This window comes from Desulfovibrio sp. 6_1_46AFAA (assembly GCF_000224635.1).
Classification (GTDB): domain Bacteria; phylum Desulfobacterota; class Desulfovibrionia; order Desulfovibrionales; family Desulfovibrionaceae; genus Desulfovibrio; species Desulfovibrio fairfieldensis.
Map to the genome: position 1 here is coordinate 94,039 of NZ_JH114303.1, position 14,886 is coordinate 108,924.

Below are 14,886 nucleotides of genomic sequence, written 5' to 3' on the forward strand. Positions count from 1 at the left end.
TATTTCTATCGTGTTTGGAAATTATGAAACTGGATTGAGCAATGCACAACAGATTTGCAGTTATAAAATTATGGGAAAATACGGTCAGTGCCGAGGATGAAAACATATCTCGTCTTGTTTCTGCCGCACGAGAATTGAATTTGGAATGCGTTCCAGTCGATCGAAATTATCGTCTTATATGTGACAAGAGCATTATTGCGGACGAAGATAATTTCGATTTTGTCATTCATCTTCATTTTGATTCTTCTAAAATAAATAATCTCTTTTCATTCGTAGCGCTTTGGAACCCAATTCAATTCTATCATGAGTGGGGTTACAGGAAGTACTCTGATGCGCTTCTGACGCATGACGACTACCTTTCATGCTCTTCAACTGGTGCAGACAGGCATCTGAGAAGATTGATACATGATGATCCCTACCATCTCATACCTGAATTTACGCTGTACCATTCGTTGGCAGCCCCTATTTTCGAGCCGAAAAAAGGAGCACGCAAAAAGCTATTTTATTGCGGTATAAACTGGGATCGCTTGGGGAAGAAAAAAGGCCGGCATACGGATTTGTTACAATATTTTGACGCCAAGGGCCTTGTCGACATTTACGGCCCGGCAATTCTGCAAGGAGTGAAGGTATGGGAAGGATTTAGCGGCTATCGGGGCGAAGTGCCTTTTGATGGCGTTTCGATGGTTAATAAAATTCATGAGTCAGGCATAGCGCTTGTGCTCAGTTCAAAGGCACACATCGACTCTGAACTTATGTCTAATCGACTATTTGAGTCGCTGGCAGCTGGCGCGAACATCATTTGCGACCAGAACCAATTCGCTCGCAGACATTTTGGTGATCTTTTCCATTATATTGATACAAACGAGCCGCTATCCGAGCAATGTCGGCAGATCGAGCGATATCTGAGCGACATAAATGAAAATCCTGAAAAGGCATATGCGCTGGCGAAAGAAGCGCAAAATCTGTTCCTACAGAAATTCGAACTTAAGCAGTCGTTACAACGCATATACGCCCGATTGGAAGAAAGAAAGAACAGGTTGCGAGGAATGTATGCGATGGATACCACAAGATGCATAAAAGTTTGTTATTTGTGCGGAGATGGGGCTGATAATATCCCATATAATCTGCGAGGAAATAGTGCTGGAAACATAGAAAATTTTATTTGTTGCGCGGAAAACCAAAAAGATACATTTCATAATGTACTACAGAAAGATAATACCAGGTATCTTCCTCTTAAAGAAAATGGAAAATTCGGCTCCGCAATTGCGAATTTTCTTTCTATGGTCCATAAAAATGATTTCTTCGCCATTGTACTTCCTAATGAACTTATATTGCGTGATCATTTTTCCAAACTAGCATATGTTATGAACGTAGACAAGTATGATTGTGTCTATTCCCAGATTCTTATTGCGCTGCCGGAAAGAGGAAATAATCATATTCCTTGGTATAGTTACAATGTGTCAGACATAAAATCACTAGGTAATTTTCTTTTTTCAGGCACTATCCTCTCTCCGGACGTCGTATCCACTCCCATAGATCTGGACACCATGTTTGCCCACTTTCTGTTTTTATCCGCAAGGAATAGTCAGCCGGTAAAATCTTTTACATGTATCAGCAAAAATCCTGATGAACTCAATTTAGTAAACGAAAAAGACATTAATGTAATTCATGACATGCATCGCTGGGCATCTATTCGCTTTAATAATCCCAATATTTATACTGATAAGACGGGATATATAAAGAAAAAGCTGATTTTTTTGAAAAGATATCCTTTGATATGGAGATTTATGCGGAATATACAACAAAAATTTTTTTTGAATTAAACTTTGACAAGTTAAGTTAGAATTTCATTATGGAGAATAATAGATGTACAAGTATTTTACAGGGCTGAAAGGTATTTTGCGCTTTTTTTCTGACAAAAAAATGCCATCGCATGCGAAGTTCTACTTGATATTTTTTCTAATTTTTATGCAAAACATGGAAAACATCAGATAGAAACAATACTAGAAAATAATTTCTACAATTCTTTACAGAATCGTGCTTCAATTATGCAATCCATAAATAACAATACTATAACAGGTTATGATTCACATAAAAAAAGTGTTCTTGTCTTTTTTAATCACTACAGGAATATAGAACATTTCAATTCGCTTTTGAATTATTTGAAGTCAAAGGACTATCAAATTATTTATGTGACAGTATGGTCAAATATGAACGCCGTATTCTGTATGCAAAACGACATTCCGGCATTATATGCCAACATCTTTTTAGGACAATATGAGTTAGAAGCCCAGCGCGATGATTTTGCCATGTTGTTCATGACACTTTTTAAAAATTTCAATATTGAATTCATATTACAAGATGAGTGGACAAGTCATCCCCTTCGGGGATTCTACCAAGGTTGGCCTAAGTTTTCCGACTGCCCCCCCATTTTTTGTATGCGACACTCCCTATCGACATTCTATGAAATGCCTAATAATCAGAAAGAATTTTATGAAAAGAATATAATGCGTTATTTTGTCTGGGGAAACTATCACAAAAAATTTTTCTATAAACAATCTGATAAGGTAATTCCCTCAGGATACAACAAACTTGACTCATATAATGGTATCGACGCAAAAGAAGATAACGAAATATTTTGTGTTGGTAATCATATTTATCTTGATTCACAAATTTCTTGGAAGCGAATTATTCATTCATTACTTACGGATTCAGATGCAATCATTAAATATAAGCCTCATCCCGATGAAAGAACATATGCTCTTGAAAACTTTCGCAATGAAATCCTTGCCGATCTTTCTCTGGCTGCACGACAGCGTTTCATAATGCTTGATCAGTATGAGCCTTACATCCATGACCTGAGCTCTTGTCGTCTTGTGGTGAGCTTTGGCAGCAATCTGGTCGCTGATGCGCTTGCTTTGGACAAAAGTGTCTGCCTGCTCCCCTCGAATTATGCCCGCGATCCCATCTATACCATGACGCCTGGCAACGTGTTGTTGTTGCCCTCAAATATTGAACCAAACGCGAAAAACATTCTCGCGCATGCGGAACGTGTACGAGCGTCACGGGACCGGGTTCTGGAATTCCGGGCAGGCCTGTTGAGTCATCTATTTACTTCGACAACATTCATTTATGACGCCATTATTTCGGAAAGTTAATGACGAGCAGCTCCATGCTCTTCGGCATCTATGCACCATCACTTGCCCAAGCTAGTCACATCTCTGCCTCTTCTGTTAGAAACTGCTGACTGCTTTCATATTCACGGCCGCAGAGGAGAAAATGCGAAATGGAAGAGCACTTTCCTATAACGGCGCTTTTGCCAATGAAAGAAAAATCCGAGCGTGTTCCAGAAAAAAACATGCGCCTTTTCGATGGAGAACCCCTTTGCTGCAGGATCATGGAGACACTGGAAAAAAGCAGATTTATTTCGAGAATCATCGTCAACACTGACTCACCGCAGATTGCGACTACTGCGTCCCGCTTTTCGAAAATCGTAATACATGAACGGCCAGCCTATCTCATTGGGAATCAGGTTCCCATGAATGATATAATCGCCTACGACATTGAGCAGGAGAGTGGGGGAGTATCGACACATTATCTTCAGACGCATGCCACAAATCCGCTGCTCAGTTCCGAAACGATAGACAGAGCCGTGAGCGCGTATTTTGCCAACCTACATCGATATGACGCTTTATTTTCCGTTACACGATTACAGACACGACTTTATTTCTCCGATGGTAAGCCAGTCAATCATGACCCCAAAATCCTTTTAAACACACAAGATTTACCCCTGCTGTATGAGGAAAACAGCTGCATCTACCTTTTTTCTGGAAAGACTATTCGTAATTCTGGCAGGCGCATCGGCAACAACCCTATTCTGTTTCCCATCCCAAAACTTGAGGCTATCGATATAGATACGGAAGACGACTTTCGTCTTGCGGAAGCCGTATTTGTCGCAATGCGTAAAGAAAAAATATTTTTATAGAAATATGAAAGAGCCGTAGGGGGAGCCAGTAATGAAATTTTTGCAGTTTTTTCATGGAGTGGGGGAAAATGCCTCTTCCTTGTTGCATCGAGCCATTTTGCAGCAGAGCATGCGCGAAAGAAATAATGAAAAAAGAGACGAATTGACGTTATTTTCAGAAGAACTGGTTTATGCCTATCCTGCAACGGCGATTGACGTGCTGGGATATCACGCTAAATTTATGATCGGCATTGGCCTTGGCTGGCATTATCTTTTGGATATTATTTGGACGCTGGAAAAACTACGTCCCTTCGGCCAGCGGCTCCGAATTCTTGATGCAGGGGGAAGCCTTGGACTTTTGCAGTTTATTCTTGCATCGCAGGGCCACGCCGTGCTGTCGGTGGATGCATTTTACCGCGATGTGCCAAAACAATGCGATAATATTATCCAGGTTCGCCTTTCGGGAAGCAGTTCTTCATTAGAGACCGACTATGTAAAGCGAGTACCAGAAAACTATCGGACTGAAGCTAGGCTTCCGCTGAGGTCAGAAGTTGGCTGGGGGGGAATTGAATTTCATTGCGCCGATCTTGGGTATATGCCTTCTGTCAAAACAAACGAATTTGATGCGGTGGTCTCCATAAGCGCGCTGGAACACAACTCCCGTGAATCGCTTGTCCCTATCCTAAAGGAAATCCGTCGCGTCGCAAAACCGGATGCTCCGCTTGTGTTTACTCTTTCCACATCCATAAATGGAATAGTCTTTCATGAACCAAGTCATAGCTACTGTTATGATGAAGAGGAATTAAAAGAAATTTATGGTCTTTCGCCGCATACGCTCAGCAATTTTTCCCAAAAGGAAGAATATCAAGAAATGCTGGCCGCATCGAAATTTTGTAAGAAATATCTCAGTTCTTTTTATTTCCAGAGTGACAAGAGTGGAATGCCCAACGGCGTGTGGATTCCCCAATATCTTCCTTTCGGGCTTTTTTGTATTAATAAAAAATAAAGGCCCGCATCCGTGAAGTATAAACCGAAGCCTTTTAGTCATTTGCCTTCAGCCTGTGTTCATGTTCGAAGTCCACGGCCGTGAAATTTACTTTGACTGCCAAGAGGAAATAATCGTTTTACGACCAGTAAAAGCTGGCTCAATCCATAAATAAAACATATAATCCATTTTAATTATATTAAAAATTTTAGTCATATCTAAAAATTTGATGCACACAGCAAACTTGTTTTCTCTGCAATACTGCATCAATTTGTTTCGAGAAATACAGTCGAATATGCAACATCAGCGACTGTAATGCGAAGGTACGGCGTCGCCGGTAATCAGGCGCATGGGTTCCGTCATAGCCTGCTCCACCAGTATATGATCAAAGGATCGTTGTGGTGACGGGGCAGTTCTGCCAGCATTTCCGCATGCGTCCCAGTATCAGCAACTCCAGAAAACCGCTTTGCCGCGTAACGGCGCGAATCTCCGTCAGATTGGCTCCCAGCTTGTTGATACGAATTTTTATGGCAATCTTCCACCAGGAAACTGTGCTGACAAAAACATCATTGCTTTCGGCAAGCAGCAGTTCCCGGACGGACTCAATGCGCGGTGCGTTCGCCAGCGCCGGAGCAGGGCATTTGTATCCAGCAGCCTCATGCCCTTTCGCCTCCGAAAGCGGCCAGCAATTCCGGCGGCAAGGATGCGTTTGACCAGTTGCGACAGGGAACTTTTTGCCTGATTCATAGATATAATGGTTGTCGATAGATATGACTCGTTACTTTCATATCAGACTTAGTCCGAACTAAGCCCGCAGTCACACGCACAGCAGCACAGTTGACATCCCCCGTTGCGTATTCCCCCTTTTTCGTGTCCGTCTCATTTGCAATGCCGTATTCTCCGGTGTATGTTCGCTCTGACATATTCGGCGACGGAGGGTGCGGAACATGGCTGTTGTACTGGGCACGGCCGGACATATTGATCACGGCAAGACCTCCCTGGTGCGCGCCCTCACCGGCATCGACTGCGACCGTCTGGGCGAGGAAAAGCGTCGGGGCATCACCATCGAGCTCGGCTTCGCCTGGGTGGATCTGCCCGGCGGCGAGCGCCTGGGCATTGTGGACGTGCCCGGCCATGAGCGCTTCGTCAAAAACATGGTGGCCGGCGCGGCGGGCGTGGACTTCGTCATGCTGGTCATTGCCGCGGACGAGGGCGTCATGCCCCAGACCCGCGAGCATCTGGAAATCTGTTCCCTGCTGGGCATCCGCAACGGCTTTGTGGCTCTGACCAAAACCGACATGGTCGAGCCGGACTGGATCGCCCTGGTCAAAGAAGACATCCAGCGCTTCCTGCAAGGCACTTTTCTGGAAAACGCGCCGGTCTTTCCCGTTTCCTCGGCCACGGGCGAGGGTCTGGACGCGCTCCGGACCCATATCCTGAATTGCGCGGCCGAGCTGCCCCCGCGCCGCCGCGGCGACATCTTTCGCCTGCCCGTGGACCGCGTGTTCAGCATGAAGGGCCACGGCACGGTGATCACCGGCACGGTGATTTCCGGCGCGGTCAATGCCGGGGATGAAGCCCGCTTCATGCCGCCGGACCTGCCCACCCGCGCGCGCGGCCTGCAGCGCCACGGCAAGTCCGTGGACACGGTGGCGGCGGGCCAGCGTTGCGCCGTCAACGCGCAGGGCCTGGACGTCACGGAAATTGAACGCGGCTTTGTGCTGGCCCACCCCGGCGAACTCTTCCCTTCCCGGCGCTGGCTGCTCCGCCTGACCTGCCTTTCCTCCGCCCCCCGGCCCCTGCGCCAGCGGGTGGAAATCCATTTCCATCACGGCACGCGCGAGTGCCCGGCCCGCGTGATATTCCGGGACCGGGACAAACTGGCCCCGGGTGAAACCGCGCTGGCTGAAGTGCGCTTTGCCGAGGACATGGTGGGCGTGTTCGGGGATCACTGCGTGCTGCGGGCCTATTCACCCCTGCGCACTGTGGCCGGGGGCATTCTGATCAGTCCCCTGCCGCCGGAACTGCGCCGCAAAGACCCGGAACTGGCCGACAAGCTGCGCCTGCTGGAGCAATTGCCCAATCTGCATGAGCGCGCCTGCGACGGCAAAGCCGCCAAGGCCGAGGACCGCGCGGCTCCGGCCCGCGCCGTTCTGCTGCTGCGCGGCCGGGACGGCGCCGACGAGGCCCGGCTCAAGGTCCTGACCGGCCTGCACGCCTCCGCCCTGGAATCCGGCCTGAATCTGCTTTCCTCCAAAGGCGAAGCCCTCTGTTGGGACAAGGAGAGCCGCCAGTGGATCAGTAGGACGGCTTTCGCGGACCTCCTGGCCGCCTGTCTGGCGCGGGCCGAGGAGCTGCACCGCAAGGACCCGCTCAAGCCCGCCTTTTCGCGCAACGCCCTGTTGAGCGGTTGGAGCAAACGCCTGCCGCAGCGCCTGATCCAGAAAATTCTGGACGCGGCCCTCAAGCAGGGCCGCCTGGTCGTGGACGGCGAGGGCCTGCGCCTGGCCGGGCACAAGGTGACTTTGGCGGCGGATCAGGCGGGTCTGCGGCAAAAGCTGTTGCAAGCCCATCAGCGCGCGGGCCTCACCCCGCCCAACGCCAAGGATGTGCTGGAAGAACTGGGGGTCAGCGCCAAAGAGGCCGCGCCCGTGCTGCGCCTGCTCTGCGAGGAAGGCGCGCTGGTCAAGATCAGGGACGGTCTCTATTACGACGGGGCCGCGCTGGCCGACATTCTGGAACGGGTGCGCCAATGGTTCACCGACCATGAAAATCTGGACGTGGGCGCATTGAAGGAAATTCTGGGCCTGTCCCGCAAGTATCTCATCGCCCTGCTGGAATACATGGACAATGAACGGATTACCGTGAGGGTGGGCGATCAGCGCCGCTACAGAGGGCGCTGACTTCCCGGCGGGTAACGGCATTGAAATATGATATCTTGGAGGCTTTACTTTTATGCCCTGCGCCCAAACCACTGCCCTTCGGGCACAACTGATTTCGCCTGAGCGGCGATGGGCCGCGCTCCTTAAGCGCCGCGCGTCCATTTTCAAAATATTTTTCCAGCCGCCTGATTGTCGACAAGCCCGTACGTTCCAATCCGTCGGCGACAATGACAACATGCCCGTAGAGCGGAACATAATCAGTCTATAAACAATGAAGGAGAGTTATAATATGCCTGAAAAAATTCTGATTGTGGGCGGCGTGGCCCTGGGCCCCAAAGCCGCCTCCCGCTGCAAGCGCCTGATGCCCGACGCCGAAGTGACCCTGGTGGATGAAAACGTCTACATTTCCTACGGCGGCTGCGGCATCCCCTATTATGTGTCCGGCGAAGTGCAGAATCTGGACGATCTGCGCGCCACGCCCTACCACACCATCCGCGACCCCGAGTTTTTCCGCGCCATGAAGGGCGTGACCGTGCGCAACCAGACCCGCGCCCTGTCCATTGACCGCGCGGCAAAGACCCTGCTGGTCAAGGACGTGATCAGCGGCAAAGAGGAAGAATTGCCCTACGACAAACTGGTGCTGGCCACGGGCGCGAGCCCGCGCGTGCCCCCGGTGGAAGGCAAGGACCTCAAAAACGTGCTTTCGCTCACCCGCCTGGAAGCCGCCGACGCTATCCGCACGGCCTGCCAGGAAGGCAAGGTCAACGAGGCCGTGATTGTGGGCGGCGGCTTCATCGGCCTGGAGGCGGCCGTGGCCCTGGCCGACATGTGGGGCGTCAAGGTCAGCGTGGTGGAAATGATGGACCAGATCCTGCCGGGCGTGCTCTCCCACTCCCTGGCGCGCATGGCCGAGCATGACTGCGTCAGCCACAAGGTGGACGTTTACACCTCCGAGAAAGTGCTCAAACTGGAGGGCAAGGACGGCGCGGTGAGCAAGGTCGTCACCGACAAGCGCGAACTGCCCGCCCAGCTGGTGATCTTCGCCGCGGGCTTTATCCCCAACGGCCGGTTGGCCAAGGACGCGGGCCTGGACGTGGCCCCCTTCGGCGCGGTGGTGGTGGACGAGCACATGCGCACCTCCGACCCGGCCATCTACGCCGGCGGCGACTGCGTGGCCATCAGGAACATCATCACCGATAAGCTGGGCTATCTGCCTCTGGGCAGCATGGCCAACCGCCAGGGCCGGGTCATCGGCACCAATCTGGCGGGCGGCGACGCCACCTTCCCCGGCTATGTGGGCACCTGGGCGGTCAAGCTCTTTGAAATGTCCTTCTGCGGCACGGGCCTTACCGTGGAGCGCGCCCGTAAGGAAGGCTATGACGCCATCGGCGTCAGCGTGGAGCAGCTGGACCGCGCCCACTTCTACCCCGAAAAGAACATGATGAGCCTGGAGCTGGTGGTGGACAAGCCCACCAGGCGCGTGCTGGGCATTCAGGGGGCCTGCTCGGCGGGCGACGCCCTCAAGGCCCGCGTGGACGCCGTGGCCGGTGTGCTGCAATACGCCAGACCCACGGTGGAGGACATCTCCAATCTGGAAGTTTCCTACGCGCCGCCCTTCGCCTCGGCCATGGACGTGGTCAACGTGGTGGGCAACGTGGCGGACAACGTGCTGGCCGGACGCTTCAAACCCGTGACCGGCGACCAGTTCATGGAACTGTGGAAGAACCGGGACCAGAACCACATCTTCTTCATCGACGCCCGCCCGGCCAAGGCCGGTCAGGCCGTGCAGGCCCGGCATCCGGAATGGCACTCCATTCCGCTGGAGGAAATCGCGGCCAGAGTCAATGAAGTACCCAAAGACCAACCCGTGGCGATCATCTGCAATACGGGCCTGCGCGCTTATGACAGCCTGCTGATCCTGGCCCGCAACGGCATCACGGATGTGGTCAATTCCACGGGCGGCATGCAGGCCGTGGGCAAGATGGGCCTGAAACCGTAACCCGCCGCGCACACGGCATTCTCGGGCTCCGCTCCCGCGTCTTGGGGCGCCGGGGCGGAGCCCGCATTTTTCGGCACCGTGTCCGCCACGAGGAGGCAGACATGTCCCGAGCGAAAAACGCGCGCCACGGCCCCCGGCGCAAAGGCGATCCCGACGCCCCCGTGCGGCGGGCCGTTACAGCGGACACGCCGCCGGAAGGACTTCCGATTGCGGCAACGACGGAAAAAATCTACGGCATCCCGCGCCGTCTACTGCGCGTCCTGCTTGTGATCATCGCCGTGCTGGGTCTGGTCATGCTTTTCCGGGATCCGCTGGAGGACAGTCTCACGGGTCTGGTCCGCATAGCCCGTTCAGACAAACCCATGACCCTGCTGGAGGCGGCGCCCCGGCTAGGCCTTCTGCTGGGGCGCAAGCCCGCTTCAGTGGAGGAATTCGCGGCCGTCTGCCGCCACGCCCGCCCCGAAGACGCTCTGGCCGCGCTCAGGGCGCTGCCCGCGCCCATGCTGAAGCACGGCCTTTTGCTGCACGCCCTGGTGAAGCACACGGACAATCACGCCGTGCTGTCGCGCCTGCTCCGGTCCGATTCCCCCCTGCGCTCCCAGGTCAACGCCCGCGACGCATCAGGCCGCACCCCTCTGCATCTGGCCGCGCGCAAGGCCGACCCGCTCTTTCTGCTGATCCTGCGCAATGCCGGAGCCGAGCCCAATGTCTACGACGCCGCCAATGCCTCGCCCCTGGCCGAACTGCTGGCCGCGCCGGATGAGGCCGTGGCACGGCACGCGGAGCCCCTGATCCGGGAAGGAATGAATCTGGGCTATGAGCCGCCTCCCAAACCCAAGGGCAATGAGTCCAGGAAGATCTCCCCGCTGATCCTTGCCCGCGCGCCGGAAGCGGCCCTGATAGCCAAGCTGATGGGGTGGCTTTACCGCCTGAATGACAAAAGCTCCCCTTTTTTCATCCTGGCAAAGCAGATGGAAACGCGCGCGGGCAAGGACTATGTGGCCATTCTGGCCGCCGCGCTCAAGACACTGAGAGACGACGGCGCCCGCGACACGTTGATCCCCGGCCGCGATCTGCCCGTACCCCCGCCTTCCCATGCTGAACGGCTTTACATGGATTCCCTTATCCCGGACATGCAATCCATGTTGCCGCCCCCGGACAAGGGCTCCGGCGAATGGCGCCGGCTTCAGCTTCAGAAAGACACCGGCCCGCGTATGGCGGCCGTCAAATGCCTGTTGCCCGAAGCCCGTTCCGCCTCTCTCAATTGGCTGTCCGCCCTGGTCGCCGGACGCCCGACAAAAGAGCCGCCGCTGGAAATGGAGTGGGAAAGCTGGGATCTTCCCCCGGAAACCGTCGTAGCTCTTGCTGTGAGTATTTTCGGTAAAAACAAAAGCAGGGAACCGGACAACCGGTTTGCAAGGATGCAGCGTGACCTGAGCGCGCATACACGCCGACAGGGCCTGGAGGCCTTGCTGCATTTCCGCGCCGAAGTGGAACAACGCCATCCCCTGTTGCTGACCTGCCAACTGCTGGATGTCGCTTCCGGGAACAGCCTGCGCGCCTGGCGGGAGGCGCGGATGAAAACACGGGGCAAAAACAAGAAGGACGACAGTCTGGACGCGCTCTGCGCCCTGCGCCTGGAGCTGCCCGACGCGGCGTGGCGTGCGGTGGGCGGCCACCTGACGGCGGCGGCCTATCTGAAAAAAATCCATGCCGCGCGCGTGGTCACCCGGCCGCCGGACTGGTGCCGCCGCCAAAAAAGTTATGAGCCTTTACGGACCTGGGACGCGCGGCCCCTGGAACGCCAACCGCAAGCCCGCGACAGGGACAGGGCCGTGGGAAACGTTCCAACGGCCCGGAACGTCTTCGAAGCAGGCCGCAACGACGGCGGTTGGTGCCGCCCGCCCCGGCCCGAACGGGACCCCGGCGAGCCGCTGGTGGCCGTAGCCCGCATCCTGGGACAGGTCTCGCCGGAAACCGGCCCGCGCCTACTGCGCCTCATGCTGGACGCGGGCGCCAGACTCGAACAGCCGGACCAACACGGCGTCCTGCCTTTGGACGCTGCCCGCGGGGCAAACGCGCCGCCGGAAGTTCTGCGCCTGCTCGCGCCTGCTCCGGCGGCAACCACGCCCGCAGTCCGGGAATAACGCAACGCGCCCCTGCCGGGCATTCCGGTTCCGGGCTTACTCGGTACCGGCGGCTCCCCCATCCTCCGCGCTCACCGCGCTGTCCTCCGGCCTGCCTTTTACCGCATCCGGCCCGAACAGGGCGTACATGGCCTGTTCCACCAGCCGCTGGCCCAGTTCCCGTTGGGGATTGAGCCGGGCCATGATCTTGAGCCCCCAGATCTGGGCCTGCAGGAACCAGGCGGCCCCCTCAATGCTGAAGAAGCCGGACAGACCGGGAGTTTCGGCCAGGGCCCAGCTGAATTCCGTGCGGATGTCGGCCATGTGTTTCTGAAGGCGCTCGGCAAACTCCGCTTCACCGGCATTGGCCTCCAGCACGCCGTTGACCAGAAAACAGCCCCGATGCAGGGGATCGTCAAAACAGTCAATGGCTTTTTCCAGCACCGCCCTGATCCGCTCCGGACCCGGGGGCATGCTGTTCAGCAGACGGTGCAGATCCGCCAGATGATCCTCGGCATAGACATCCAGCGCGGCCAGCAGCATGCCCTTCTTGCTGCCGAAGCGGGCATACAGACTGGCGGCCTTGGCCCCGGTGCTCTGCACCACGGCGCTGATGGGCGCGTCATAGCCGAGCTGCCAGAGACAATCCACCATATCCTGCTTGAGTTTGGCGTCGTCGTGCAGCGGTGGTCTTCCCATGGGCATGCTCCTTGATCTTCAAAATATCGCTTGACAAGCATAGCGTTTTTTAGTTTTTTAACAATCGTTAAATAATTAATTCATTTTTTGACTCCGCCCACCTCAAACAAGCGAGTTGCGCCATGAAAATTTTCCGCCCCGCCGCCCTGCTTCCCCTATTTATATTCGCCGTCCTGCTGTTCTCCGGCACCTCCGCCACGGCCCGCGCCGACCTGCCCGCCACGGGACCGCTCAAGGCCCAGGCCGCCCAGGCCCTCATCGACAGCCTGGGCAAGGATCTGGTAGTCATTGACGTACGCAGCCCCGACGAGTTCGCCCGGGGCCATGTGCCCGGAGCCCGGCTGCTGCCGGTGGAGGAACTGCCCGCGCGACTCGCGGAAGTGCCGACGGACAAGCCCGTGCTTTTCGTCTGCCGCACCGGCCGCCGGGCCGCCTATGCCTATGAAATGGTCCGCAAGGCCCGGCCCGCACAACAGGCGCTCTGGTACCTGAACGGCTCGCCCGAGTACCGGGCCGACGGCGGCTACGTGTTTCATTAATACAGCACTCGGGCGGCCCCCGCGCCGCCCGGAGGACATATCATGCAAAACTTCGACGATATCATCATCGGCTTCGGCAAAGGCGGCAAAACCATCGCCGCCGCCCTGGCCGGCAAAGGCCGCCGCGTGGCCATGGTTGAAAAATCGGACCGGATGTACGGCGGCACCTGCATCAACATCGCCTGCATTCCCACCAAAACGCTGGTGCACGAGGCCAAGGCGCTCTCCGGCTGTGCGGAGCGCGATTTCGCGCAAAAAGCCGCGGACTACGCCCGAGCCGTGGCCCGCAAGGACGAAGTCACCGGCTTTCTGCGCCAAAAGAACCTGGAGATGCTGACCAGCCGGGGCGTGACCGTGCTCACGGGCCAGGCTTCCTTTGTGTCGCCCCATGAGGTGGAAGTGCGCTTTGCCGACGGGCGCGCGGAAATCCTGCACGGTGAGGATATTTACATCAATACCGGCGCGTACAGCGTGATTCCGCCCATTGAGGGCCTGGCCGAAAGCGCCAACATTTACACCAGCACCAGCCTGCTGGACCTGACCCGGCTGCCGCGCCGGCTGCTCATTCTGGGCGCGGGCTATATCGCGCTGGAGATGGCCTCCATGTACGCGAAGTTCGGTTCCAGCGTGACCATGCTGGAATATTCCCGGCGGTTCCTGCCGCGCGAGGACGCGGACATGGCCCAGAGCGTGCGCGCGGCCCTGGAAGCTCAGGGCGTGGACATTCACCTGGGAGTCAGCGCCCGGTCGGTGCGCGACATTTCCGAAGACGGCGCGACCCGCACGGAACTGCGCTGCCGCGTCGCCGGGCCGGACGGCGCGGAGGAAGAACACGTGTTCACGGCCGACGCCGTGCTGCTGGCGACCGGGCGGCGGCCTCTGACCGAAGGGCTGAACCTGGAGGCCGCGGGCGTCCGTCTGGACGAACACGGGGCCATTGCCGTGGACGACCGGCTGCGGACCTCCCAGCCGCATATCCGGGCTCTGGGCGACGTCAAGGGCGGCCTGCAGTTCACCTATATTTCCCTGGACGACTTCCGCATTGTGCGGGACGCGCTCTGGGGCGAGGGCAAACGCGACACCGGCAACCGGGGGCCCGTGGCCTACGCCGTGTTCATGGACCCGCCCCTGGCCCGCGTGGGCCTCAGCGAAGAGGAAGCCCGCGCCCAGGGACTGAACGTCACGATTGCCAAACTGCCCGCCGCGGCCATTCCGCGCGCCCGCCTGCTCGGCGAGACCCGCGGCCTGCTCAAGGCCGTGGTGGACGCGGACAGCGGCGCGATTCTCGGTTGCGCCCTGCACTGCGCGGACGCCGGGGAAATGATCAATACCGTCACCGCCGCCATGCGCGCCGGTCAGAACTCCGCCTTCCTGCGCGACATGATCTACACGCATCCGTCCATGACCGAAGCGCTTAATGATCTCTTCGGCCAGATCAGCTGACGCCTATTGCCGGGCAGGAGCGTGAAGGGCCCGGTTCAAAAACAAGCACAGGGAGAAATTCCTCCGCAAATACAGCGGCCTCAAGAAATGCGCCGTGCCGATGCGCCTCCCTCCCGTCGCCGGAAATCCGATCAGGATTTCCGGCGGCCTTTGTCTCGCGCGGCCCGGAACACGGGAAAGATAAAAAAATATTTCACAATGCAAGCTCATTTTAACTGTTCAATCAAACAATTTTATGCTATGGCTGCT

The 14,886-nt window shown here is 55.9% G+C and carries 10 protein-coding genes; 9 read left to right on the plus strand and 1 reads right to left on the minus strand.

What is annotated here, in order from left to right:
• Positions 1 to 41: 41 nt before the first annotated feature.
• The 7 genes from HMPREF1022_RS18160 to HMPREF1022_RS10190 all read left to right on the plus strand — a co-directional run bounded on the left by HMPREF1022_RS18160 (position 42) and on the right by HMPREF1022_RS10190 (position 11,977).
• The gene (locus HMPREF1022_RS18160) at positions 42 to 1,823 is read left to right on the plus strand and encodes a glycosyltransferase family protein (protein WP_009303036.1); all 1,782 of its coding nucleotides are present in this window, start codon (positions 42 to 44) and stop codon (positions 1,821 to 1,823) included.
• Positions 1,824 to 2,228: 405 nt separating this feature from the next.
• Positions 2,229 to 3,158, plus strand: coding sequence for a hypothetical protein (locus tag HMPREF1022_RS18165; RefSeq protein ID WP_156802943.1), 930 nt, complete (start codon positions 2,229 to 2,231; stop codon positions 3,156 to 3,158).
• Positions 3,159 to 3,286: 128 nt separating this feature from the next.
• Entirely contained in the window at positions 3,287 to 3,985 is a 699-nt protein-coding gene (locus tag HMPREF1022_RS10170; RefSeq protein ID WP_009303043.1) for an acylneuraminate cytidylyltransferase family protein, read from the plus strand.
• A gap of 31 nt (positions 3,986 to 4,016) precedes the next feature.
• Entirely contained in the window at positions 4,017 to 4,970 is a 954-nt protein-coding gene (locus HMPREF1022_RS10175; RefSeq protein ID WP_009303045.1) for a class I SAM-dependent methyltransferase, read from the plus strand.
• 926 nt (positions 4,971 to 5,896) lie between these two features.
• Positions 5,897 to 7,852 carry a selenocysteine-specific translation elongation factor gene (gene selB / locus HMPREF1022_RS10180; RefSeq protein WP_009303048.1) on the plus strand — a complete coding sequence of 652 codons (1,956 nt, stop codon included), beginning with the start codon at positions 5,897 to 5,899 and terminating at the stop codon, positions 7,850 to 7,852.
• A gap of 268 nt (positions 7,853 to 8,120) precedes the next feature.
• On the plus strand, positions 8,121 to 9,830 hold the full coding sequence (locus HMPREF1022_RS10185; RefSeq protein ID WP_008682302.1) for an FAD-dependent oxidoreductase: 1,710 nt from the start codon (positions 8,121 to 8,123) through the stop codon (positions 9,828 to 9,830).
• A 101-nt stretch (positions 9,831 to 9,931) separates the two neighbouring features.
• Positions 9,932 to 11,977, plus strand: a complete 2,046-nt coding sequence (locus HMPREF1022_RS10190; RefSeq protein ID WP_008682304.1) for an ankyrin repeat domain-containing protein — start codon at positions 9,932 to 9,934, stop codon at positions 11,975 to 11,977.
• A gap of 36 nt (positions 11,978 to 12,013) precedes the next feature.
• On the opposite strand, the gene HMPREF1022_RS10195 is transcribed toward HMPREF1022_RS10190, so the two are convergent.
• Positions 12,014 to 12,655, minus strand: a complete 642-nt coding sequence (locus HMPREF1022_RS10195; protein ID WP_008682306.1) for a TetR/AcrR family transcriptional regulator — start codon at positions 12,653 to 12,655, stop codon at positions 12,014 to 12,016.
• 122 nt (positions 12,656 to 12,777) lie between these two features.
• Here HMPREF1022_RS10195 and HMPREF1022_RS10200 point away from each other — a divergent pair, with 122 nt between their 5' ends.
• Together HMPREF1022_RS10200 and HMPREF1022_RS10205 are read left to right on the plus strand one after the other, a co-directional pair.
• On the plus strand, positions 12,778 to 13,194 hold the full coding sequence (locus HMPREF1022_RS10200; protein WP_008682309.1) for a rhodanese-like domain-containing protein: 417 nt from the start codon (positions 12,778 to 12,780) through the stop codon (positions 13,192 to 13,194).
• A 42-nt stretch (positions 13,195 to 13,236) separates the two neighbouring features.
• On the plus strand, positions 13,237 to 14,637 hold the full coding sequence (locus HMPREF1022_RS10205; RefSeq protein WP_009303052.1) for an FAD-dependent oxidoreductase: 1,401 nt from the start codon (positions 13,237 to 13,239) through the stop codon (positions 14,635 to 14,637).
• Positions 14,638 to 14,886: the final 249 nt, after the last annotated feature.